General features: G+C 34.9%; 19 protein-coding genes. 9 read left to right on the top strand and 10 right to left on the bottom strand.

Annotated elements, in window-relative coordinates; genetic code table 11:
• Nucleotides 1-5 precede the first annotated feature (5 nt).
• The gene (locus L3049_RS04655) at nucleotides 6-968 is read right to left on the bottom strand and encodes a stage II sporulation protein M (RefSeq protein ID WP_275108630.1); all 963 of its coding nucleotides are present in this window, start codon (nucleotides 966-968) and stop codon (nucleotides 6-8) included.
• Between the two features lie 202 nt (nucleotides 969-1,170).
• Here L3049_RS04655 and L3049_RS04650 point away from each other — a divergent pair, with 202 nt between their 5' ends.
• Nucleotides 1,171-1,887, top strand: a complete 717-nt coding sequence (locus tag L3049_RS04650; RefSeq protein ID WP_275108629.1) for an RDD family protein — start codon at nucleotides 1,171-1,173, stop codon at nucleotides 1,885-1,887.
• Nucleotides 1,888-2,093: 206 nt separating this feature from the next.
• Here L3049_RS04650 and L3049_RS04645 read toward each other — a convergent pair whose 3' ends face one another.
• Nucleotides 2,094-3,242 (bottom strand): hypothetical protein, encoded by a 1,149-nt coding sequence (locus L3049_RS04645; protein WP_275108628.1) that lies wholly within the window; start codon nucleotides 3,240-3,242, stop codon nucleotides 2,094-2,096.
• A 265-nt stretch (nucleotides 3,243-3,507) separates the two neighbouring features.
• On the opposite strand from L3049_RS04645, the gene L3049_RS04640 reads away from it, so the two are divergent.
• The 4 genes from L3049_RS04640 (at nucleotide 3,508) to L3049_RS04625 (ending at nucleotide 10,119) form a co-directional block, all read left to right on the top strand.
• The gene (locus tag L3049_RS04640; protein WP_275108627.1) at nucleotides 3,508-5,754 is read left to right on the top strand and encodes a U32 family peptidase; all 2,247 of its coding nucleotides are present in this window, start codon (nucleotides 3,508-3,510) and stop codon (nucleotides 5,752-5,754) included.
• Nucleotides 5,755-5,953: 199 nt separating this feature from the next.
• Complete coding sequence (locus L3049_RS04635; RefSeq protein WP_275108626.1) at nucleotides 5,954-7,783, top strand: sensor histidine kinase; 1,830 nt, start codon at nucleotides 5,954-5,956, stop codon at nucleotides 7,781-7,783.
• Between the two features lie 161 nt (nucleotides 7,784-7,944).
• Nucleotides 7,945-8,649, top strand: a complete 705-nt coding sequence (locus tag L3049_RS04630) for an RluA family pseudouridine synthase (protein WP_275108625.1) — start codon at nucleotides 7,945-7,947, stop codon at nucleotides 8,647-8,649.
• A gap of 228 nt (nucleotides 8,650-8,877) precedes the next feature.
• Complete coding sequence (locus L3049_RS04625; protein ID WP_275108624.1) at nucleotides 8,878-10,119, top strand: DUF438 domain-containing protein; 1,242 nt, start codon at nucleotides 8,878-8,880, stop codon at nucleotides 10,117-10,119.
• A gap of 72 nt (nucleotides 10,120-10,191) precedes the next feature.
• On the opposite strand, the gene L3049_RS04620 is transcribed toward L3049_RS04625, so the two are convergent.
• Nucleotides 10,192-10,566: a thioesterase family protein gene (locus L3049_RS04620; RefSeq protein ID WP_275108623.1), complete on the bottom strand. Its 375-nt coding sequence runs from the start codon at nucleotides 10,564-10,566 to the stop codon at nucleotides 10,192-10,194.
• Between the two features lie 24 nt (nucleotides 10,567-10,590).
• Complete coding sequence (locus L3049_RS04615) at nucleotides 10,591-12,171, bottom strand: peptide chain release factor 3 (RefSeq protein WP_275108622.1); 1,581 nt, start codon at nucleotides 12,169-12,171, stop codon at nucleotides 10,591-10,593.
• Nucleotides 12,172-12,391: 220 nt separating this feature from the next.
• Between L3049_RS04615 and L3049_RS04610 the strand changes: the two genes are divergently transcribed.
• The 3 genes from L3049_RS04610 (at nucleotide 12,392) to L3049_RS04600 (ending at nucleotide 16,922) form a co-directional block, all read left to right on the top strand.
• Nucleotides 12,392-12,892: a metallophosphoesterase family protein gene (locus L3049_RS04610; protein WP_275108621.1), complete on the top strand. Its 501-nt coding sequence runs from the start codon at nucleotides 12,392-12,394 to the stop codon at nucleotides 12,890-12,892.
• A gap of 363 nt (nucleotides 12,893-13,255) precedes the next feature.
• Nucleotides 13,256-15,523 (top strand): aconitate hydratase, encoded by a 2,268-nt coding sequence (locus tag L3049_RS04605; protein WP_275108620.1) that lies wholly within the window; start codon nucleotides 13,256-13,258, stop codon nucleotides 15,521-15,523.
• 67 nt (nucleotides 15,524-15,590) lie between these two features.
• The gene (locus L3049_RS04600) at nucleotides 15,591-16,922 is read left to right on the top strand and encodes a citrate (Si)-synthase (protein WP_275108619.1); all 1,332 of its coding nucleotides are present in this window, start codon (nucleotides 15,591-15,593) and stop codon (nucleotides 16,920-16,922) included.
• A gap of 485 nt (nucleotides 16,923-17,407) precedes the next feature.
• Here the strand turns inward: L3049_RS04600 and L3049_RS04595 are convergent, their stop codons facing one another.
• From L3049_RS04595 to L3049_RS04570, 6 genes are all read right to left on the bottom strand, one after another.
• Nucleotides 17,408-19,204, bottom strand: coding sequence for a hypothetical protein (locus L3049_RS04595; protein ID WP_275108618.1), 1,797 nt, complete (start codon nucleotides 19,202-19,204; stop codon nucleotides 17,408-17,410).
• A gap of 203 nt (nucleotides 19,205-19,407) precedes the next feature.
• Entirely contained in the window at nucleotides 19,408-19,914 is a 507-nt protein-coding gene (locus tag L3049_RS04590) for a methylated-DNA--[protein]-cysteine S-methyltransferase (RefSeq protein WP_275108617.1), read from the bottom strand.
• A gap of 92 nt (nucleotides 19,915-20,006) precedes the next feature.
• Nucleotides 20,007-20,744, bottom strand: coding sequence for a tRNA threonylcarbamoyladenosine dehydratase (locus tag L3049_RS04585; protein ID WP_275108616.1), 738 nt, complete (start codon nucleotides 20,742-20,744; stop codon nucleotides 20,007-20,009).
• The gene (locus tag L3049_RS04580) at nucleotides 20,744-21,322 is read right to left on the bottom strand and encodes a TatD family hydrolase (RefSeq protein WP_342753433.1); all 579 of its coding nucleotides are present in this window, start codon (nucleotides 21,320-21,322) and stop codon (nucleotides 20,744-20,746) included. Before L3049_RS04580 ends, L3049_RS04585 begins: the two co-directional genes overlap by 1 nt.
• 548 nt (nucleotides 21,323-21,870) lie before the next feature.
• Nucleotides 21,871-22,518 carry an AlbA family DNA-binding domain-containing protein gene (locus L3049_RS04575; protein WP_275108614.1) on the bottom strand — a complete coding sequence of 216 codons (648 nt, stop codon included), beginning with the start codon at nucleotides 22,516-22,518 and terminating at the stop codon, nucleotides 21,871-21,873.
• A gap of 39 nt (nucleotides 22,519-22,557) precedes the next feature.
• Nucleotides 22,558-24,378, bottom strand: coding sequence for a peptidase U32 family protein (locus L3049_RS04570; RefSeq protein WP_275108613.1), 1,821 nt, complete (start codon nucleotides 24,376-24,378; stop codon nucleotides 22,558-22,560).
• A gap of 179 nt (nucleotides 24,379-24,557) precedes the next feature.
• Between L3049_RS04570 and L3049_RS04565 the strand changes: the two genes are divergently transcribed.
• Nucleotides 24,558-25,643 (top strand): alkene reductase, encoded by a 1,086-nt coding sequence (locus tag L3049_RS04565; RefSeq protein WP_275108612.1) that lies wholly within the window; start codon nucleotides 24,558-24,560, stop codon nucleotides 25,641-25,643.
• Nucleotides 25,644-25,664: the final 21 nt, after the last annotated feature.

The following is a 25,664-nucleotide window of genomic DNA, read 5'->3' as shown; positions in this document are numbered from 1 at the left end:
AGTTTTTATGAATTGCTTATTTTTTGATATACTCGTTTGGGATTAATAATAAAATACCAAATAACGAACAGTAGGGAACAGACAATAATGAACCAACTTAGCCACATCGGCATTTCGGTATGTCGTGTTATATAGCCTTCTAAAAATCCGGCAGCGATAAACATGGGAATGATTCCAACAATAATTTTAATTCCTTTACTAACTCCTATTTGCATAGATGTTTTACGAGGTAGGGTGCCTGGGAAAATAATGCTATTTCCCAAAACAATTCCTGCTCCTCCTGCTAGAATAATCGCTGATATCTCAAGCGTTCCATGTATCCAGATAACTCGTGTGCTTTCCCAAAATAATCCATTCTCAACAAAGAAATAGGTAAAACTGCCCAGCATTATTCCATTATTGAAAAGAACGTAACCTGTGCCAAAGGCAGTAAATATGCCGAAAACAAATGCCATGAACGAAACTTTTATGTTGTTAATGGTAATTCCAAGAAACATCTGAGTTTGTCCCTCTTGTTTGTATACAGCCATTGCGTCTCCTTTTTTAATATTATCAATGGTCATATTTACATAGTCATCACCAAGAATAGCACGCACAAAAGACTGATCGTTACTTGTAGAAACAACACCTAAAAGTGTTGATACAAGAAATATTAATAAAGAGTACAGTAATTGTTTTCTTGTTTGAAAAAGGATTAAGGGTAAGTCTGTAGTCCAAAACTGTTTAAATTTTCCTTTTTTGGCTTTCTGATTTTTATAGATCTGCTGATGAATACCTACACTTAATTGATTTAGGTAATCAGTTGTTGAAGAGTTAGGGTAAAAAGTTTGTGCATACGATAAATCATCCGTTAACTGAATGTATAAATCGGCAATGGCATCCGGATCACTATGTGATTCATTAGCAAGAAGATTTTCAAATTCTTTCCATTTTTTACTGTTGCGATCCAGGAAAACTACTTCTTTCATTTAGACGATTTCTATAAAACAATGCTAAAGTTATTGTAATTAAGGAAAATTGCAAATAATAGATTAAGGTTAAATTGCAAGCCACTTTACTAACTAGCAATAAGTCAGTAGAATGATTTTAAATGTTGAAAATATTTATTTAAAAATTTCGTTTACTTTCTTATGATAGGTATATTCGTTTGCACAAAAAATAGAGATAACAATGGCAAATGTAGGAATAGAAACAACACAAAATGTTCGTATTAATTTTCAATTGGCGAGTGTAGGTGAAAGGATTTCAGCTAGTTTACTTGATTTATTATTTCTCTTTGTCGTGTATATGATTGTAATGCTTTTTGCGGGGCTATTAGGGGAAGGTTTTGTTTGGCTTATGTTGTTCATGATCCCTTTGTTTTTTTATTCATTGTTGTTTGAAGTCTTTATGAATGGACAAACACCTGGGAAAAAGATCTTAAAAATTAAAGTGAGTACTGCAGATGGATCTGCGCCTTCTTTTTCTAATTATTTGATTCGATGGATGTTTAGGTTAGTTGATATTTCCTTGACGTATGGCATATGCGGAATTCTCTGCATTGTTATAGGCGAAAAGGGACAACGATTAGGTGATATTTTAGCTAAAACAACAGTGATTAAAACGAAACGGAAAGTGTCAATTGAAAATACTATTTTAGTGGATATCCCTGATAATTATGAGCTTGTTTTTTCCGAGTCAAAAAATATTAATGAGAAAGACCTACCTCTATTTAAAAAAGTGATTGCTCAGATTGAGACGCTAGAAGATCCAGTTGAAAAATTACAATTTGGTTTACGCGCACGTAAAAATGTGATGGAGCAGTTAGGAATAAAGACTGAAATGCAACCCTTACAGTTTTTTAAAACATTAATTGTAGATTACAATTTGATTCATCGGGATCGATAAGTCATTGAAAATATAGCAAGAGGCTTGGAAATTATTTTCCTGCCTCTTTTTTATTATCTATTTGCTGATGTATAGTAGAAAATAGCTTTGATTAATTGTGAAAAGGGAATGTTCACTCGTGTGAGGGGTTTGAATGAAATGCAAGTTGCCATTCATGAAAAAGGCCATCCATTTAGGATAGCCTTTTCGTTATGTAATTTCAATTCTTAGTATCTGTTATAGAACCTTCTTAGTTCTGCCGTTAAATCTGAGTAAATAGGTTTGGTGAATTCCACAAACAAATCTTGATGGGCTGGAGGAAGAATTGGTTCGCTATTGCAAATGTTTAATTCTTCTTCGGTTAAAGCTCTTTCGTCTCCATTAAAATGTCCCCACTGATGGTACCAATTGAATTGACCACCGAACTGCTTGTTGTTCACTTCTTTTTTGTTGTCAAATTCAATAATATGCAGCGATAACAATCCTTTTGAGATCACTTCACGTTTATGGACATGTAATTTAGCCTTTACCTTATTGAAAACCTTTATGGTTTCTCCAGTTTTTAATTTGGTCTCACCAACTTCAACACTGTCAGCACTAACTACTTCTCTTTCAATGTCAGTGTCATGAGTTTCACCAATTACAAAATCTTCGAAACGCATTCCGATAATCTGATCAGGATATTCTAGCTTTTCTAATTCAGCTTGTTTAGGCGTATAGAAACGAACAAATTTTCTTTTGATATTGTGAAAAATATATTGCGTTACCTGATCTTGAAAAAATTCCGCTGTTAATTGATATTTAGTAGAGTTAACGGGTACATGATCAATGATAACTTTTAAGGTAGCCATGTATTCAGCTTCCTTCATTTTTTCATCAACATCTTTGTAGTTTAAAACATAGCTATTGGCTTTTTCAAAATGATGAAAAGCTTTTACAGCATCTGTACGAGTGTTTTTTTCTAGCTCTAACATACCAGCAGCATAGCATTCGGGAGCTGCATTTTGCTTGGCCATATTTTCTTCGTGCTGAAATTGTTTAGGATACGAAATGATACGCAATGCGCCTGGACATCTCCTAATTTCATTAGCCATTCTGTTTAAGCTTTGGTAGTGCCCAACTGTTTTCGAATGTTTAAACGGATCATTAGAAGCTAATAGGTAATTAATTTCTTGTTCGTACCAATTTACTGCTAAAGGATAACTTTCCTTTAAAGTTAATTGAGCCTTTTCTTTGTCAGGATTGGAACGTAAACGTTCTACCGATTTAAGAACAGCCGAATAGTAGTCTCCATTTTGTAGCGCTTTATTACCTGTGCTGCAGCTAGCAACAATTATAAGTACGGCAATAAGTGCGTAGTGAGTAAGTTTGTTCATAGAATATTGGATCTTGGTTTTGTGCAAATTTAATTTTTAATTTGAGATTACGCTACTAAGTCCACAAAGTTCTGTTTTTGCACATAAACTTTCCTTTTTAGAGCTATTCTGTAATGCATCTAACTTGTGCTAAACAAATACCGAACCAAAATATTTGAATTCGTATTTTTAAAAATTAGTAAGAGAGGAAATCTAAGCTTAGGATATAATCGTAATAGCTTGTTTAAAATCCTTACTTTTGGAGTTCAAGAAAGAGATAGAGACTGTGACGAAAAGAAAGATTGAACTACTAGCACCGGGTGGAAATGTTGATTCCATAAAAGCAGCAATACTAGCAGGAGCAAATGCAATTTATTGTGGCTTAGATAAATTTAACGCAAGAAACCGAGCTGTAAACATCGATTTTGATGATTTGCAAGGAGTTCTTCATCTGGCTCACAAGCACAATTGTGAAATTTTTCTTACCCTAAATATTATCATTCTCGAAAGTGAATTTTCTGCCCTGGTTAGCTTGCTGAATAAGTTGCAGAATACAAGCATCGATGGTGTAATTGTTCAGGATATTGGACTGTTGTATGTTTTAAGGAAGCATTTCCCTAGCCTAAATATTCATGCATCAACACAGATGACAACGCATAACGAAGGGCAAATTAAATTTCTGAGCAAACTTTCGGCTACACGCGTAAACTTATCAAGAGAATTAAACCTAAAGGAGATTAAAGCTTTAAGCAGCGCGGCGCATCAACAAAAGATGTTAACAGAGGTATTTGTGCATGGTTCCAATTGTATTTCCTTTTCAGGAATTTGTTATATGAGTTCGGTGCATGGAGGAAATTCTGGTAATCGAGGCAGGTGCAGCCAACCTTGCAGAGATCGGTACCTTACAACAACTGCAGGAAAGGAATATCCGCTTAATTTGAAAGATAACTCTGCAATCTATGATCTAAGGGAATTGTACGATGCTGGAGCTGATTCCTTAAAAATTGAAGGGCGAATAAAGGGTTCCGATTACGTTTATACCGTTGTTGATACTTGGAGAAAACAACTTGATACTTTTTATAGAACAGATAAAGTTGGAGAGGAGAATAGTATTTTGTATAAAGTGTTTAATCGTAATTTTTCGAATACTTTACTCAAAGGCGATATCAGTAAGGATATGTTTATTGATAATCCTCGTGATCATTCCATAAAGCATTTGTCTGAAGTCAATTCTTATGCTTCAGCAGATGATTTGGAGAAAGGACAATTAAAATTATACAAAGAAAAAGAAGAGATCAAAAGCTCTGTAGAGGATAAAATAAATAGTGTAAGTGCAATAAAAGCTTCTTTGCAAATAAATTTATCGGGAGAACCAGCTGCACCACTGAAGGTTGTAGTGAAAACACCAGATTCTGAGTTTGAAGTTTTTTCAAAGTGCAATTTGCTTGACAAAGGTACCGAGGCGCTTACCAAGGAGATGGTATTAAAGCGATTCAAAGCATTTAACGATACGGAATATTTTATTGAGGATTTGAATTTGGAAGAAATAAAGGGTGATGTTTACATTTCTTTTAAAGAACTGACGGCACTTAAGAAACGAATTCTGTTCATTCTAAACGATTCCAGAGAAACACTTGAACCAATTAAGTTACCTGCGATAAAGAAATTGACTAAAGAGAATGAAAAACCGAATCTTTCTGTTTTGATATCCTCTGAAGAAGAGGTTTCTTTTGTTGATGAAACGAATGCTCAGATTTACTTTCAGTTGCCTAATAGTTTTAAGGGGAAACTTGATGCTTATGTAGATTTGTTCACCCAAAATGAAAAAATAATTCCTTATTTTCCTTCTGTGATTATAGGAGAAGATTACGATGTAGCTGTGGATTTTTTGCATTGTGTAAAGCCAAAATTAATTGTCACAAACAACACAGGTATTGCTTACGAAGCGTATCAGTTAGGTATCGATTGGATTGCTGGTCCGCATTTAAATATGGCAAATTCGTACAGCTTACTTTCTCTTAAAGAAGATTTTAATTGTTCTGGAGCTTTTATTTCCAATGAGCTGAATAAGCAACAAATTCAAAATATTAAAAGGCCAGAAGATTTTCAACTTCATTATAGTTTGTATCATCCAATTGTACTGATGACTAGCAGACAATGTTTGTTTCATCAGGTTACTGGTTGTGTGAAAAATATGGTGGATAATACTTGTATTCAATCCTGCGAGAAGCATTCATCCATCACAAATTTAAAAAAGGATTCTTTTTTGATTGAAAAATCGAAAGGAAACTATCATAGCCTATACAATACCAATAATTATCTCAATACAGCTATTCTTAACGATTTGCCCAATGTTTTTTCTTCTTGTATGATTGATTTACGAGATGTGAAAACAGAAACGAAGTTAAATTTTGGCAAACGGGAGGTTATTTCGTTTTTTGAAGGATTGCTAAATGGAAGTGCAGATTCTGAAAAGGACGTTAAGAAAGCAATTCATCCATCTGTAAATGGACAATACAAAAAGGGAATTTAAAAAAAAGTATAAGAGAGGAGTATCGGGTTAAATACTGATGTGTTATGCTTAACAGGCCTTTCGTTACGCGGCATTTTGTTGGTTCTATCGTCTTATTTGCTATCTTTAATTGGAATGAAGTAGAGAGGTGCGCTCACCTTAATTATTACAATTTCATTCGTAATTCTTTCGATTATACTGAGAAACATTTGGTAGAAATATGAAAAACATTTGGTACAGCTTTATGAATGAAGAAAATAAAAGCATACGTAGTTTTGTGCGTAACTTATTGTTTATTTTCATATTTGGATTCGTTGTTTTGCTCTCAGTCTTGATAATTACTTTAAACAAATATGAGGAAGTAGAGAAGAAAGCATATCGAGAAGTTGCAGAAACAGTTTTAGCAACAAAACTTGAAAATATTCAAGATGACGTTAAATCTGTTACTTCTGATTTGATGATGTTGGCCGAAAGTGGTAATCTAAAGAAGTTTTGGAGCGATAAAGAGGGAAATATCGAGGATTTAAAAGCTGAATTTCTTAATCTTTCGATTCATCATGAAGTTTTTGATCAGGTGCGATTGATTGATGAGAAGGGAATGGAAATTATTCGTATTAACTATAGTTCTGCAAGGCCATCAATTGTTCCCAAATCGAAATTGCAAAATAAAAAAGATCGATATTATTTTTATGATTCGTTTAAGTTAGATCGTAATGAAGTTTTTATTTCTCCTTTGGATTTAAATGTTGAAAATGGTGAAATTGAGATACCCTTGAAACCAATGATACGTTTTGCCACACCAGTTTTTGATAGTCAAAATGTGAAACGAGGGGTTGTTGTTTTGAATTATTATGGACAAAATATTATCAATGAATTTGTTAATCAAAGGAATCCCTTAATTAAAGATCAATTGATGTTCCTAAACTCAGAGGGCTACTGGTTTAAAGGACAAAGGGCTGAGAGTGATTGGGGATTTATGTATGAAGATAAGCAAGACTTAACTTTCGAAAATGAATATGGAGCGGTTTGGGATAGTATTGTAGCTACTGGACAATCACAATTTGAGACGAAAAAGGGCATGTTTACTTTTAAAACGATTTACCCTATTCCCAAAAAATTAACTCCTTCTAGAAATGAGCAGCAACATATAAACGATGATTATCATTGGAAAATTGTTTCGTTTATTCCATTCCATATTTTAAATGAAAAAAGTAATCTTCGCTGGAAACAAGCTTTGTTTATTTTAGCTTTTTTGTCCATTAGTTGGTTGTTTATTTTCTACAGACTTGCCAAAACTCAGTATTTTAAAATTAAATCGCAGGTAGCATTAAAGGAACGAGAAATCGCTCTTGGTGAGTTGAATGCAACTAAAGATAAATTGTTTTCTATCATCGCACATGATTTGATGAACCCATTTAATAGTATTATAGGATTTAGTGATTTGTTGAATGAGCAAATGAAGTTGAAGGATTATAAAAGGATTGAAGAATATGCAGAAATTATTCATAATTCATCGAATAGAGCAAAGGATTTGTTATCGAACCTATTGGAATGGTCGCAATCGCAAATAGGACGAATAGATTTTAATCCTGAACGTTATGATTTAAAGAAGCAGATTGATGAAATAGTCCTTTTGTTTTCAAACAATGCGCAGGTTAAGTCGATTGAAGTTACGACTCAGGTATCTTCTGGATTTACTATGTGTGCGCAAAAAGAAATGATCAATACGGTGTTGAGAAACTTAATTTCGAACGCTATTAAATTTACAATGCCTCATGGTGAAATTGTTATTGCCGCTAAACAATTAGAGGATGAAGTATTAATTAGTGTAATTGATAATGGAGTAGGAATTCCATTCGATCGTTTAGCTAAATTATTTCAGATTAGTGAAAATGAGACTACCTTAGGAACTGCCAACGAAAAAGGTACTGGTTTGGGATTGATGTTATGCAAGGAATTTATCGAGAAACACAATGGAAGAATTTGGGCTGAAAGTGAAATTGGGAAAGGAAGTAGTTTCAAATTTAGTTTTCCTTTAGACAAAGAGTAAGTAACTTTTATCCTTATTCAGATTGCATGTATTCTATCAAGAGTTCAAGTCTATATTTTATTGTAATATTTCTTATCTACTTTGGTTATAAAACAAAATGAAAGAGCAATCTTTGCACGACCAAAAAAACAGAGCCTTAATCCGTATTGCAGACGAAAATAATGGAAGAGAATAAAGCAAAAGCTAAAAAAGTCAATTCAAGATTTCAACCAAGAGGTTGTACTATTCTTCACGAAGACCAAGATATTATCGTTGTTGATAAGGTAAGTGGCTTGTTGACCATGGGAAGTGATAAGGAGCGTCAAAAAACAGCTTATCAGCATTTAACGCATTACGTAAAAAAAGGAAATCCAAGAGCACGAAATCGGATATTTATAGTACATCGTCTTGATAAGGATACTTCTGGTGTATTGGTTTTTGCTAAAACAGAGAAGGCAAAAGTATTCCTACAGACCGAATGGCAAAATTTCAGTAAGAAATATGTTGCTGCGGTAGAAGGAAAATTGGCTGAAAAGGAAGGAATCATCGAATCTTACCTAACAGAGAATAGCATCCACAGAGTTTTTTCCGTTACTAATCCGAACAAGGGAAAGTATGCTAAAACAGGATATAAAGTAATTAGGGAATCAAAATACTTTAGTTTGCTTGAAATAAAACTGTTTACAGGTCGTAAAAACCAAATTCGTGTTCATTTTGCTGAAAATGGCAATCCTGTTGCCGGCGATAAAATGTACGGCATAAAAGGAATGGGAGTGAAGCGTTTGGCTTTGCATGCGGCAAGCTTAACAATACAGCATCCGCACACCAAAAAGGAGATGACCTTTGAAACAAATATACCTGCCTTTTTTAAGCAGTTAATGAAATAAGATGATTATTGATTTGAACTGAAAGGGTGCCGTTTGTGTGCACTTTATATATTTACGAAGAGAGATTACCTGATGTTGAAGATCAGCTAGTCTCTTTTTTTTTCTGATATATACTAGAAAGCTGAGGTTGCCGCGAGGAATGCATACTGAAGTGGTCTATTGTAAGCTTGGTATCATGCGCTTTTTATTGTAATTTTCTCAAAATAGAAATGATTTAATAAGAAGTATATGTCCGAATTCATAAATAATAATCAAGCTCGAGTCGATTCTTTATTTGAGTTTTGTTACCAACTAATTAAGGGAGAGAAGGGAACTGAATTAATTGAGAAACATCAACTGGCAATTGATCACTTAACTCCTAATGATATCATTTTGGTTGTGCACCGTTTGGTAGAGGCGAACGTTCCAATGGAAGATTTGAAAGTTGGCATCAATAAAGCACTTAATGTTTTTCACAAAGCAATTCACAATCATCCCAAAGCTGATGTACAAGAAAATCATTTTCTGGGAATAATGATGCTAGAGAATGCAGCCTTAGATACTAGATTAAAGGCAATAAAACCTCTAGTGAAGAACATCAATCGTATCGAGGATCCTCAAGAATTGGCTAGCGAATTATCTCTTTTGAAACAAAAAATTAGTGAGTTAGACGAGATGAATAAGCACTATCAGCGCAAAGAGAACATCTTTTTTCCTTACTTCGAAAATCAATATCCCGAATACAAATGTTTAGGTGTGATGTGGTCAATTCATGATGATATTCGTAAGGTTCAAAAACAATTGGTGGCAGAATTGCAATCTGAGTTAATCGATTTGAAGCTGATTAATCGTTTGTTAGGCGATTTGTTCTTTTTCATGTATGCGATTATTTCTCGAGAGGAGTATTTGCTTTTTCCGATTGCATTGAATGCTGTTTCAGAGGATTTATGGGATGAAATGAACGATCAGAGTTCGGAAATAGGCTTCAGTTTTATAGAAGCTCCAAAGTTGGTTAAAGCAGAAAAGAAATCAGTAAAGAAGACAGAAAAGATGATTGGAGAAGAATTAGATATGGAGCAATTGGGCGATAACTTGCTTAATTTTGAAACTGGTTTAATGACATTGAAACAAGCGATGATGTTGCTGAATCATTTGCCTGTTGACATTACAATGATTGATGAAAATGATAGAGTCTGTTTCTTCTCAAATCCAAAAGAACGTTTTTTTCCACGCTCAAAAGCAATAATTGGAAGAACCGTGCAGAATTGTCATCCGCCAGAGAGTGTTCATGTGGTTGATGATTTGGTTAAGGCATTTAAGAGTGAAGAAAAGGACAGTGAATCATTTTGGATCCAAATGAAAGGTCGATTCATTCTAATCCAGTATTTCGCTTTGCGCGATGAGAAGAATGTATATAAAGGCTGTATTGAAGTGAGCCAAGATGCAACAGATATTCGTAAATTGGATGGTGAAAAACGATTAATGGATTAATACAACATGATAAAAAAGAAAGCCTGCAAATTCAAATGAATTGCAGGCTTTTTAGTATTTTGAAGATAGATTTTACAATCTACTCATAAATTTAACTGGATCGATAATGTATCGAACATGAACGGCATTTCCAATGTTACCACCTTCGTCAGAAGCTTCAATTTCGAAACTTAATTTTTTACCATCTACTTTTACCAATTTGGCAGTACATGTAACGGTAGCTCCTAGTTTCGTAGCTTTGTTGTGCTTGGTGTCAATCTGAATTCCTACGCTATCTGTACCTTTTGCCATGTCTTTATCGATACAAGCAACTGCTGTGTTTTCCATAAAGGCAACCATTGCTGGCGTAGCATATACTTCTAACTTCCCAGATCCGTGATATATTGCTGTATCCTTTTTGGTTACAGTCATAGTTTGTGTTATGGATAATCCTTCTACTAAAGCCATAATAAGGGTTCTTAAATTGTTATTCTATTCTTCAAATTCCGAAGTGAAATGGAATTCCAAGTTCTTATAATTTGCTTGTGCCATTTGCAACATATAACCCGAATCAGCTAAGAAAACATCTCTACCTTGCTTGTCTTTGGCAATATATTGGTATTTAGCTTTTTTAAACTCTTTCAATTCCTCATCGTCGTTAGACTTAATCCAACAAGCCTTGTGAAGATTGATGTGTTCCCAACGACAGGATGCGCTATACTCGTGTAGCAAACGGTACTCGATAACCTCAAATTGAAGTGCTCCAACGGTACCAATTACTTTACGACCATTGAACTGTGAGGTGAAGAGTTGTGCCACACCTTCGTCCATCAATTGGTCAATACCTTTAGCAAGCTGTTTCGATTTCATTGGATCAGCATTCTCGATATATTTAAACAACTCAGGAGAGAATGATGGAATCCCCTTGAAATTGATTTTTTCACCTTCAGTTAAAGTATCACCAATCTTAAAGTTACCTGTATCGTGCAAACCGATAATGTCTCCAGGGAACGCCTCTTCTACAATCGATTTCTTTTCAGCCATAAAAGCTGTTGGACTTGAGAACTTCACTTTTTTACCATTGCGTACGTGCAGGTAAGGTGTATTTCTCTTAAAAGTACCCGATACAATTTTCACGAAAGCAATTCTATCGCGATGCTTAGGGTCCATATTGGCATGAATCTTAAAGACGAAACCAGAAAACTTCTCTTCTGTTGGTGCAATAACTCTTTCAACCGTCTGACATGGCAGTGGAGAAGGAGCAATCTTAATAAAAACATCAAGCAATTCCTGAACACCAAAGTTATTCAGTGCAGAACCAAAGAATACAGGCGCAATTTCAGCATTTAGATAATCTTCAACGCTAAATTCAGGGTAAACTCCCGATACTAAATCTAACTCTTCACGAAGCACTTCAGCATCATCACCAATATGATTTTCCAGCTCAGGACTAGAAACATCGTCGAATTCAATGGTTTCCTGAACGGTTTGAGTTGCAGGTGTAAAGAGACTCAAGTTTTTATGGTAGATATTGTAAACCCCTTTGAAATCAGGCCCCATATTTATAGGCCAACTCAAAGGATTGACATTTAATTGTAATTCTTCCTCAATTTCATCAAGCAGATCAAAAGCATCCTTACCCGATCGGTCCATTTTATTAATGAATACAATTACAGGCGTTTTTCTCATACGACAAACCTTCATCAATTTTCTGGTTTGTGCCTCAACTCCTTTTGCCACATCAATCACAATAATAACCGAATCACAAGCTGTTAAAGTACGAAATGTATCCTCAGCGAAATCCTGGTGACCAGGTGTATCAAGAATGTTAATTTTATGTCCTTTGTACTCGAATCCCATTACCGAAGTTGCAACAGAAATACCTCTCTGACGCTCAATTTCCATAAAATCGGAAGTTGCAGTTTTCTTAATCTTGTTCGATTTAACAGCACCAGCCACGTGAATAGCTCCACCAAATAACAAAAGTTTTTCGGTTAGTGTGGTTTTACCTGCATCGGGATGAGAGATGATACCAAAGGTACGTCTTCTATTTATTTCGTCTTTAAATCCCATCGATCGTATTTTCTTTAAAATAAAAGCATGCAAAAGTAATCATTTTTACTGATTTTGCTTCCTATTATAAGGATTAAATAAGGCTCTGTTTTTAAAGTTCAATTGTATCACATTAGAGTTCTGCAACCAAATTCACGGCAGGTACAGTGCTAACGTTTGCTTAATTCTTTGAATTTCTTTTAGTAGATTTACGAAACAAAATTGCGAATAGGATAATTATATGAAGCGAATAGGATTACTTTCTGATACTCATGCATGGCTCGATCCAGTAGTGGTAAAGCATTTAAAAGAATGCGATGAAATATGGCATGCTGGAGATATTGGAGGAATTGAAATCGCTGATAAATTATCCGAAATAGCTCCTCTAAGAGCTGTTTATGGAAATATAGACGACCATAAGGTTCGCATTGATTACCCAAAGCATCAGCGTTTCCGTTGCGAAGAGGTTGATGTTTGGATCACACACATCGGAGGTTATCCAAAAAATTATGACCGTAATGTAAAACCGGAAATTTTTGACAATCCTCCGCAATTATTTATTTCAGGTCATTCGCATATATTAAAGGTGATTTTCGATAAAGAATTAAATCTTTTACATATCAATCCTGGAGCATCAGGAATTAATGGTTTTCATAAAGTTCAAACCATAATAAAATTTACGATTGATGCAAAAGAGATTAAAGATCTTCAAGTTGTTGAATTTGGAAATAAGGGAAGTTAATACCTTCCAATTTTCAGGTATCTGATAAGTCTATTTTTTTAAGGGGGAAATTTATAGTTGTAGGGTAGAATCTGCTCTTTTTGGTTGAGTCTGAAAGCTTATAAAGATTTTTAGTTTCGGCTTTTTAATATAGCAAGTTTTTGTTATATTTAGATATTTAAATTTAATCGTACTTAACAGCTACTTATAGAGCTTCAATTATTCTAAGATGTTGTAGTACAGTCAGTAAGCTTGCAACTTGTCGCTTACATAAAACGCATTAAAAGATCGCTAACTCTTAAAACATTTCTTTCTTTTGTGCTTAAATTAAATTTAGAACTATTAACCATTGGAAATATATATAAATCAAAAATTCATTAAACTATGCTATTTGATTTTAATTTGATAAAATCTGTTTACGAACAAATGCCTGAAAAGGTAAATAAAGCAAGAAAGACTCTTGGCAAACCATTAACATTAAGCGAGAAAATTTTATACTCTCATTTATCCGCAGAGGAAAAGGGAGATAAATTTAAGAGAGCTGAAGATTACGTTAATTTTGCTCCGGATCGTGTTGCTATGCAGGATGCTACCGCACAAATGGCTTTGCTTCAGTTTATGAATGCTGGTAAATCAAAGGTTGCTGTTCCTTCAACTGTACATTGCGACCATTTGATTCAAGCATCGGTAGGAGCGGATGAAGATTTAAAAGAAGCTTTATTACAAAACAATGAAGTTTACAATTTTTTGCAATCGGTATCTGATAAATATGGAATTGGTTTTTGGAAGCCGGGTGCTGGAATTATTCATCAAGTTGTTTTAGAAAATTACGCATTCCCTGGTGGGATGATGATTGGAACAGATTCGCACACGGTAAATGCTGGTGGATTAGGTATGGTAGCCATTGGTGTTGGTGGTGCCGATGCTGTTGATGTGATGGCAGGAATGGCTTGGGAGCTAAAAATGCCAAAACTAATTGGTGTAAAATTAACCGGCAAACTAAGTGGTTGGGCATCGTCTAAGGATGTGATTTTGAAAGTTGCTGGTATTTTAACTGTAAAAGGTGGAACAGGTGCTATTGTAGAATATTTTGGTGAAGGAGCTGATGCCTTATCATGTACAGGTAAAGCTACCATTTGTAATATGGGGGCTGAAATTGGAGCAACAACTTCCATTTTTGCTTACGACAAGAATATGAGTACTTACCTGCGTCATACGGGGCGTGAGCAAATAGCAGACTTGGCTGACGATATTATGCCACATTTGCGAGCAGACGAAGAGATTGCTTTAAACCCGGAGAAATATTACGACGAACTGATTGAAATCAATCTGTCTGAATTGGAGCCGTTTATTAATGGACCATTTACACCAGATTTAGCTCATCCGCTTTCTGAATTTGCCAAAGCGGTAAAGACGAATGATTACCCACAAGAACTAGAGGTTGGTTTAATTGGCTCTTGTACAAATTCATCTTACGAAGATTTGTCGAGAGCAGCATCATTAGCTAAACAGGCAAGAGATAAGAACCTGAAGGTAAAAGCTGAATTTATTGTAACACCAGGATCTGAAATGGTTCGTTATACAACTGAGCGCGATGGTATTCTTAGTGAGTTTGAAAATATTGGTGGTGTCATCATGTCAAATGCTTGTGGACCATGTATTGGTCAATGGAATCGTCATACTGAAGATCCAACACGTAAGAATTCAATTATTACATCTTTTAATAGAAATTTTGCCAAGCGAAATGATGGTAACCCGAATACACATGGGTTTGTTGCTTCGCCTGAATTGGTAACAGCGATGGCTATTGCTGGTGATCTTACTTTTAACCCAATGACTGATACATTAATTAATGAAGATGGTGTAGAGGTGAAGTTAGATGAGCCTAAAGGCTATGAACTGCCTCCGCATGGTTTTGACGTGGTAGATGCTGGTTATTTGGCTCCTCAGGCTGACGGGAGTGGTGTGAAGGTAGAGGTGAGTAAGATGTCTGATCGATTACAATTGTTAGCACCATTTAAAGAGTGGGATGGTGAAGATTATCTGGGGCTTAATTTATTGATTAAAGCCAAAGGAAAGTGTACAACCGATCATATTTCTATGGCCGGACCTTGGTTAAGATTCCGTGGTCACCTCGATAATATTTCTAATAATATGCTAATTGGTGCAATTAATTACTTCAATGACGAAAGCAATTTAATATTTAATCCTATTTCTGAGAAATATGAAGAAGTTCCGGCAACAGCTCGTGCAATAAAAGCTAAAGGTCAGGCCAGTTTTGTTGTGGGAGATGAAAATTATGGAGAAGGTTCATCGAGAGAGCATGCAGCAATGGAACCTCGTCATTTAGGAATTAAAGTTGTTTTAGTTCGTTCATTTGCTCGTATTCACGAGACGAATTTGAAGAAACAAGGTGTGCTTGGTTTAACCTTTGCTGATAAAGCTGATTACGATAAAATTCAAGAGAAAGATAAGGTAGATGTTAACGGATTAACAAATTTTACTCCTGGTGTACCTTTAGAATTAGTTGTTACGCATGAAGATGGATCAAAAGATTCGATTGTAGCAAATCATTCTTATAACAAGGTTCAAATTGACTGGTTTAAGGCGGGGAGTGCTTTAAATCTGATAAGAAAACAAAATGCAAAATAAACAACAAACTAATGCTAATGCGAAACCAATCTCCCCGGTTGGTTTCCAAACCTAAAGTTTAGACCATATGAAAAAAACACTGAAGCAAACCTTATCCGAGAAAATTGATAAACAAAGACCCCGGACAAAAAAATTATTGAAAGAATACGGGGATGTCGTTGTTGATCAGGTTACTATAGCCCAAGTAATTGGTGGTATGAGAGGTATTAAATCTCTCGTTACTGATATTTCATACCTTGACCCTGAAGAAGGAATTCGTTATAGAGGTTATACATTGGAAGAAGTAATTGAAGGATTACCAAAGCCAAAAGGAGGGGACATGCCTTACGTTGAGGGATTGTTTTACTTACTCCTTACCGGAGATTTTCCGAATCAGGAAGAAGTTCAGCAAGTTGTAGATGAGTTTTCAAAGCGACGCATTGTTCCGCGCTTTGTTTATGATGTAATCGATTCGTTCCCGACATCAAGTCATCCAATGGCAATTTTTTCAACAGCTATTCTAACCTTAAATAGAGAATCTGTTTTTAATCGCCAATATCAAGCAGGCTTAAGCAAGAAAGATTATTGGGAAGCAACTTATGAAGATGCCTTGAATCTATTGGCTAAGTTGCCTGAGATTGCAGCCTATATTTATAATAAGCTATATCGTAAAGGTGAACGTATTTTATCAGATCCTAACCTTGATATGGGAGCTAATTTTGCTCAAATGATGGGAATAGAGAAGCCATATGATGATGTGTCACGTTTGCATTTTATTATTCATTCTGATCATGAGAGTGGTAATGTTAGTGCGCATACAGGTCACTTAGTAGCAAGTTCTTTATCTGATATCTATCTTTCTATTTCAGCGATGATTAATGGCTTAGCAGGACCTTTACATGGTTTGGCTAATCAGGAAGTTCTTCGTTGGTTACAAGAGGTAATGAATAAAATGGACAATAAATTACCATCAACAGAAGAGATGGAGCAATTTGTTTGGAATACTTTGAACTCTGGTCAGGTAATTCCTGGTTTTGGTCACGCAGTATTGCGTAAAACCGACCCCCGTTATAAATTACAGCGCGAGTTTAGTCAGAAACATCTTCCCGATGATCCAATTTTTAAATATGCTGACTTGCTTTATAAGGTTGTACCTCCAATTTTACAGAAACATGGTAAAGCGAAGAATCCATGGCCTAATGTCGATGCACAATCAGGTGTTATTCAATGGCACTATGGCGTGAAAGATTATGATTTCTATACCGTGTTATTTGGTATTGGTCGATCAATAGGTATCTGTGCTAATATTATTTGGGACAGAGCTCTTGGGTATCCTCTGGAGCGTCCAAAATCAGTAACGACAGATATGCTTGAAAAAATTGCTGGTATAAAAAAGATGGCGGAAGCCGAAGAAAATTAAAAAATGATCTACGCATAAAAAGAGCTGGTTTCAATTTTGAAACCAGCTCTTCTTGTATAAAAAAAACTGTAAAAAAGTTGGTGAAGACTTTTTTACAGTTTTAAAGCAAAAACTAACAATATGGAATAACCCAATTATTCTAATTTAAATAAGAAATACTTCAAACCCTAACCCACAATTCTAACCTTAACCTAAACAAAGTTAGGATCTGAAGTACTCTCGAAGTAGAAGCACATTCTACTTTTCTCGCCACAATTCACAATAAAAGTTTTGAAACTTTCTTGTGATATCCCTTTCACACTACAAAAATGCATGAAATATTGGTTTAGGGTTTCATTGTATTTACCCAAAATGCAAGTTGGAAATACTCAAAAGTGAATGGGTGATTTACGCCAAGTTGGAGGGGTGGTTGGGTAAGTTTCTGATATGCAGTAATTCACAAAAAAAAAGCCAATCGATGTACGATTGGCTTTTTAAATGAGGTTTTATTTATCTGTCGAGATTAACAATCCCCTAATTTCATTTTCTAATTTATCCAGATCGTTACTGACCTGTTTTTTTGCATCTTTAAACTTGTCTGTTAAATTATTCGATAAGCCTTTGTAATAGTCAACACCATTAAGAAGATTTGTTTTAAATTTCTCCAGTGATCTGATTTGTTTCTTTACAGGATCTTTCAACTCATCAATCTGTTCCTTAAGATAACTTACATAAAGATCTAACTCTTTAACAAACATGTGTGGACGATCTTTTCGAACAATTAAATTGGTTCTGTTGTAAATATGATCAACCATTTCTTTTAGCTTAGCCTTTTTTGAAAAGTAAGCTAAATTTGGACCAGGGCAAATCGAAACACCGTCTCCATCAGCCTTTGTGTCAATATGATTTACAAGAAATGATGATGCAGATAAACCTTTACACAAACAGGTTTTTTCAAGCAATAAACCAACTTCTTTATCATACTCTTCTTTTGGAAGTTCCTGATTTTTCAAATCAGCAAGTTTTAACTTTTGATATTGCACTGAAGCCGTACAGATTGGTTTTTCCGTAAATTCCGTATTCGCTAACATGAATTTTTTTGTACATGCGCTACCTGGCTTGTTTGCTGCAAATTTTTTCAGAACATCTCTGTCTCTGGTATTTCCAAGAAGCGTATTGTAACGAACGCCTAAAGGAGAAGCATGACTAAGAGCTAAATCTTTTTCTTTAGCATCCTCAAGAAGGTGTAAAGTTTTGTCATCAACATCGCAAGCTTCAGGTACCAAAAGAAATGGAGTTCCCCAACCAATAGAATCTAGATTGTAGTGGTTCATTAGGAATTCTTGCTCTTCAGCAGTTCCAACTCCACCTTGTGCTGTTATTCTTAAATCTAAATTGGATTCTGGACAAGCTCTTTCTTTAGTTTTTAAAGCTTGAGACAAGATCTCGTTTAAAGTTGCTTTTAATTCCTCTCTGTTCTCCTTGAATTCTTCAAGAATAGGTCCCATTAAAAATCCATCTGTTGCGAAGGCATGTCCACCACAATTCAGACCAGATTCAATACGAAATTCAGAAATCCAGATTCCCTTTTTAGCAAGATATTTCCCCTGTATTAATGCAGAGCGGTAATCACTTACTTTAAGAACAATCTTTTTCTTGATATATCCTGTTTCATCAGGATAAAAATCTTCGAATTGTTCTAGGTATCCATATAAGCGAGGGTTCATACCCGCAGATAAAACCATGGAGCTCTCCAGGTTACTCATGGCAAATCCACGAAGAGCTGCATGTGCGTCGTTATATTCTGCTGGCAATTGCTCACCTTCATAAAAATTATCCTTATCTAACTTGGTCATGATGTTTACATCAATCGATCCAAGAGGAAGATTATTCGTTAACCATTCTTTTGCTTCTTTTACGTAAGAATTGTCATCAAATTTTTCCTTGAATTCTTTTTTCACTTCTGAAAAATCAGGTAGTAAATCAAGATACTCTTCAAGATCTTCTTTTTTCTCCTGTACGGAAGTTTTCAAGTTTTCGAACTTCTCTTTTACAATCTTATCCATTAAATTTAGATAAGAAGTAATTCTTTCGGCACGAAAGTCTTTTGTTTTTTCCGTTATTGGCTTAAATGGTAAGCTGAGTTTTGTGCAATACAGCTCTCTCATTTTTTCAAGTAGGATATCATCAACAATTGAAACAACTGATGAAATTCCTAAATGAGCCACTTTTACAGGAGTATCAACGGTAAATCCGGTTCCCATTACTGGAATGTGGAAACTATGTCCTAAAATTTTACTCATGTAACTGTTTATTTGTTTTTTGATATTTAACACAATATTAATTAGCTAAAATAAAGGCATTCAGCTAGTAAATTGCGAGTGGCAAGTTATACTATTTGAAACTGATATCAAAGCTATTTTACGTATTTATGGCCCTTATTCAAGTAAACTCGAGTAGGGTTGAATAAGAGTGATTGCGAGCTAATTATTAAATGTATTTTATACTAAAAGAGTTGGTATTGACTTTTTGAATTACTTAGATCAATATTTTCCAAGCCAAGTAGTTTTGCTTTTGTTTCTAGGCCACCTGCGTAACCAGTAAGTTTGCCATTTTTTCCAATAACTCTATGACAAGGAATAATAACCGGAATTGGGTTTAAGGAATTCGCCATGCCAATTGCACGGCAAGCATTTGGTTTATTTATGGAAAGGGCTATATCTTGATAAGAACATACCTCACCAAATGGAATTTCTTGTAACTGTTTCCAAATTTGTTTTTGGAAAGCAGTTCCTTCAGGAGCCAATTTTAAATCGAATTCGGTCAATTCTTTTGCAAAATAGGCTTTAAGCTGATTGCTAATTTCTTTGAGTCGATCAGTATCATTAATCCATGTGTCGTCTATTTTGTTTAGCTGATTTTCATCTTCAAAAAGGATTTTATTTAATCCATTTTCATTGGCAACCATTAATAAATTGCCAATTGGAGAAGAAAGAATATCATAAAAAGTCATAGCGGACAAATATTAAAATATGGTAAGAGTTATTTAATTTTCAATGTAGCTAATTTATTGGAAAGGCAATTGAGTTTTAAGTAAATTTAGCTTTAATTAAGGTTTTGCTCCGAGCTAGCAAGTAGGCCATTAATTACAACTGAAGAGCAGAAACATCCAAACAATGGAGGCATATATGAAATGGTACCAACATTAGATTTTTTATTTTTACTTTCTGCGATCACAACAGCATCTTTGGAAACATCTTCAGGTGAAAATACAACTTGAACACCCTTTCGAACACCTAGTTGATGAAGTTTTTTTCGTAACATTCGCGCTAGTCGGCAGTTGTACGATTTGGAAATATCGGTCACCTGAATTTTTGTAGGATCCATTTTTCCCCCAGCACCCATTGCACTTACAATATTTAGCTTGTTTTGAAGGCTATGATAGATTAAGAAAAGTTTAGGTGCTAGAGTGTCAATGGCATCAACGACATAATCATAGCTTCGCTCTCGCAAGACTTCAATCATTCTTTCTTCTCTCAGATATTCGTTAATGATGTTGAGTTTTAGATTGGGATTGATATCTAGTAAACGTTCTCCCATAACAAGGGCTTTGTCTTTACCTAAATTACTTATGCTTGCTGGTAATTGACGATTAATATTGGTCGATTCAATATCATCTCCATCTACAATTGTCATTTCTCCAACGCCAGCTCTGCAAATTTGTTCGGCTGCATATGCACCAACACCACCTAATCCAACCACCAAAACATGTGCTGACTTTAGCTTGTTTAGCTTGTCATTTCCTAAAAGCAGTTCCGTTCTGCTTAACCATTCTGTACTCATCACTTCTTAAAACAGGTCTTAAAATTTTTAAATAGCTCTTTTTTTAAACTCTCCACTTCCATCTCTTTTATATCCGCAACTTTATTGTAGATTTCTTTAATGGAAACATCACTTTCGTCTGTTTCAAGAAAGATTTGCCTTGTTGGAAGCGAGCAAAAAAGGGCTCGTAACTTCTTGTTTGTAAATAAGGCTTTACCAAAAGATAGGTAACAGCCCAATTCAATTAATTCATCAGCAAATATTTTATTTTTTTGAAAACCATGTATAATCCATGGAAAACTTTTGTGTTTCTTACGAATTTCAATTAGTTCTGGAAAAGATTTTACACAATGAATAACGATTGGTTTTTGCGCCCTTTCTGCAATACTAATTTGCGAGAGTAAAATTTCTATTTGAACAGATAGGGGAGTTTGAATTAAGCGATCGAGGCCTATTTCTCCAATTGCTAGAATATGATTTTGTGAAGAAATTTGTTCCAATTTTTCTAAGGAAGAAGCGATGTCGATATCCTCTATTTTCCATGGATGTATCCCTAAGGAATATATAGCTTTCCCATTATCCTTTATTTGTTCCTCCATACTTTTAGATTGGATGGAACAGATATCGGATTGCACCGCTGATGAATGTGTGTGAATGTCGATATAAGGTACCAAGGGTATGCTCATTTTCGTTCGGCAAAAATACTAATATTGTTGGTGTAGACAAATATTCAATTTGGCAAAAAAAGGTGAAGGCATAACAATTTAATAGATTGGCTGTTGGGAAATAGGATTGGATATTTTAGTCAAAATAGAAGAAAAAAAACGTTATAGACCTTGTAAACACAGAAATTATTGCTTACTTTGCATACAAGAAAGAACGTTCTTTACATATAAGATAAAAGCATAATCGCACTAGTTATCGATTGTTAAACTCAACACTTACAAGTTACCGAGAAAGCTACACGTTTGCAAAAGCAGGCCCCAACCTTAGGGTTGTTTTCGGACACAGGGGAAACTTGACCAGATGGGCACTCAAATCCTGTTTTATAGGAGTTTAAAATCCATTAGCTAGTGCGTTTTTTTTATGCCTATTTTTTTTATTCGTGGAGTTGTTAGTCTGTTTAAATACAGGCATTTGTGTGTGCTTAATGTGTAGAGATTGCTTCTTGTTTAATACAATATCTTGTGCCAGTTTCTGAAAAATTCAATTGGATAACTTTCCAGCAAATTAATTTTACCAAGATCCTTTCTGCTTTGTACCTACTAATTTTTGCAATTTTACAGAATTGATTTTGACTAATTTCCTCATTGTTTTTTAAATATTCCATTAATAAGGATTCCGTCTCTGTATATTCCAAATAGGTTCCTGTTGGTTTTGATTTTCTTTTCCAGACTTCTAATTGAATTTTATTTGCCAAATGATTTTCATCAGCTCTTCGGATATAAGCTAGCCATTTGCCATTTTCATTTTCGGCATAATGTGGCATATCTTTAGATGGATGTATCGTTATTTCCAAAACATTTTTTCCACCGACATTCCAAACTTTACTTTCAAATTCAATTTTAGGGCGAGAATACATTTCTGCAGCTGCCTTTATCATGTGAAATTCCTCTTCGACTTTTGTGCCAGCTATTTTGCCGTTATCTTTTACACCAATCAGTAGCTTTCCGCCATCTGTGTTAGCGAAAGCGGATAACGACTTAGCAATTTTCCTGGAATCCGTTATGCAGAATTTAAAATCCTGCTGCTGATGCTCGCCTTCACGAATCAGCTTATCGATATAATGAACCATAGCTAAAACATTTAAATAAGGTTCGTAATTGAGTTAATTTTATTCTAAAACGATTTTCATTTCGCAACGCTGACAATGAAATTCAAGTTTGTATCTGTTCTTGTTATCGACCAGGTATAAAGGTGTATTTGGCTTAGCATCTGTGTTAACTTCCTTTTTACACATGCCAAATTCGTGCCGCAAACAATGCTTTGTGGTCATAATGGTTTTTCCAGTATAGTTGGATTGTAATTCAAAACCCTTCTCAATCTTCTCTACACCACATTTATGATAGAATTCTTCTGCTTTGCAATTCACCACATTTCCCATGTACGTTAAATTTTTAGTAGGGTATTGTGGATGAGAAATTAAATCCTGATTTTCTGTTTTTTGAAAAGCTTCAATTCTAATTTCCGTTAAACGATCCAGAACATTTCTTCGTAATTCGTTCAGTTGTTTCGCTTGAACAAAAGGAACGTCAGTAAAGTTGTCTTCAATGTTACTAATACTATAAATAGAACCACCTGATTTTACCAGTTGCTTTTGAAGGTTGCTAATGGCCATGTCTCTGTTTCGAGCCAACTCAAAATCTTGTTGAAGTTGAACCGAAGCACTAATTCCATCTTCATCCGTAGCAAATAAAGTAAGTGTATCATTAGTAAACTCAAGATAGAAATCCACAGAAATACGTCGAATAGAATTGTCTCTTTTAAGTGTTTTTGCAAATTCATGATCGTTATTGCGATACAAAGTAGCTCCTTCAACCAACATGCTCATTTCGTTTGGAAAAATTTGCTTGCCTTTTACACCATTTACAAGAATGCCTTTCAAAAGTTTATTTTTATTGAAAAAACACAAGCCATCTCCATTGTGAATATCATATTTAGTATCAATAATGAAATGGTCCTTTCGGATAGAAACAATTTTACCGATCTCTTTTCCTAGTGATTTTGGTGTGTGAAAATTTGCAATCTCTGGTATTCTTCCTGTAAAAAAGTAGGAGGTATATCCTCTGTTAAAAGTTCTATCCAAATCAGGATCAAACTTAGGATCTATTGTTCCCGATGATGCTTTTGTAAATTCTCTTTTCTTCTCAAAAACACTATCAAGCTCTTTTCTATAGTAACTTGTGATATTTTTAATATAAGAGATGTCTTTTAAGCGTCCTTCAATTTTTAGCGAACAGATTCCGGTATCAACAATATCTGATATTTCATTGGAAAGATTTAAATCTTTAAGAGAGAGAAGGTGTTTATCTTTTGCTAAAACATTACCGTTTTCATCTTGTAAATCGTATTTCATTCTGCAAGCTTGACTACATTCACCTCTATTTGCTGAACGTCCGGTTGTTGCATGTGAAAAATAGCATTGTCCACTTAAGCATACACAAAGTGCACCATTAACAAAGTATTCTAAGTCAACACTTGTGTTTGCCCGAATTTCCTTAATCTGCTCCAAGGATAATTCTCTAGCTAAAATAATTCGTTTAAAACCAACTTTTTCCAGGAATTGAATGCGTTCTAGATCAAAATTGTGAGTCTGAGTGCTGGCATGAAGCTCAATAGGAGGTAGATCCATTTCCAAAATCCCCATATCTTGAACGATAAGCGCATCTGCACCTAGCTTGTATAAATCATGAATGAGTTTTTCAGCTTCTTTTAGTTCATTATCATATAAAATGGTGTTCATTGTGATAAAAACCTTGGCCCAATACCGGTGAGCATATTTTATCAATTTTCCTATGTCTTCGAGAGTGTTACCAACAGCGGCACGAGCTCCAAATTTTGGTGCTCCTATATAAACAGCATCAGCCCCGTAATTAATGGCTGCCATTCCTGTTTCCAGATTTTTAGCTGGTGCTAAAAGTTCAATTTGTTTCATTCTAATAAATTTTTCACGAAGATACGAAGCAATGTCGAGATCAGTAGGAATTCGTGGCTATTGTTTTTGAAATTGAAAAAAACTTAGACGATAAATCAATTTATAACTTCTTTAACATTTCTTTTTATAATATTACAAATCTTATTTTTATCTTGAATGAATAAAAATAATAAAAAGATATGACTAAAAATGCATTATTAACTCCTTTTACGATTGGGGATATAGAATTGAAAAATAGAATGATAATGGCTCCTATGACAAGAAATAGAGCAGGAGAAGGAAATGTTCCAAGCAAATTGATGGCAAAATATTACGAACAACGTGCTGGTGCAGGATTAATCATTACTGAAGCAAGTCAAATATCTCCGCAAGGAATGGGTTATCCGGCAACTCCAGGAATTTATAGTAAGGAACAAGTTGATGGATGGAAACAGGTTACAGATGCAGTTCATGCAAAAGGAGGAAAAATATACATTCAGCTTTGGCATGTTGGAAGAATTTCTCATCCAGATTTTCATGAGGGAGCTTTGCCGGTAGCACCTTCGGCGGTTAAGCCAGCAGGACAAGCTTTTACCTATGAGGGTTTGAAAGATTTTGTAACACCAAGAGCTTTGGAGGTCGAAGAAATCAAGCAGATCGTTCAGGATTATAAACATGCCACACAAAATGCATTAGATGCAGGTTTTGATGGTGTTGAAATTCATGCTGCAAACGGATATTTAATTGATCAGTTTTTGGTTGATAAAACCAACCTAAGAACAGATGAATATGGCGGTTGGGTTGAGAATCGAGGACGATTTTTATTTGAGGTTTTAGATGCAATATTACAGGTGTGTGATTCAAGTAAAGTTGGAATTCGTTTGTCGCCGAGTGGTTTATTTAATGATATGGGTGACTCGAATCCAAGCGCTATTTTTGATTATGTAATTGAAAAATTAAATGCTTATGATTTGGCTTATTTGCATTTGATTGAACCTTTAATGCCTGTTGATGAATTGCCGCAAATGAAAAAGAATGTGGGCGATTATTACGGGAAGCAATACAAAGGGGTTCGAATGGTGAATGGTGGATTTACAAAAGAAACGGGACACGAAGCGGTTAGTTCCAATAAGGCCGAGTTGGTTTCTTTTGGAGTTCCTTACCTAGCAAATCCAGATTTAGAAAAACGATTTGAGAAGGACGTAGAATTAAATACTGCGGATCAGGAAACTTTTTATGGAGGCAATGAAGTAGGTTACACCGATTATCCTTTTTCAAACTCTTAACTATAAAATGAGCTCCGAATT

Source organism: Labilibaculum sp. DW002, from assembly GCF_029029525.1.
GTDB lineage: Bacteria > Bacteroidota > Bacteroidia > Bacteroidales > Marinifilaceae > Paralabilibaculum > Paralabilibaculum antarcticum.
This window is presented reverse-complemented; position numbering and strand designations above follow the sequence as displayed.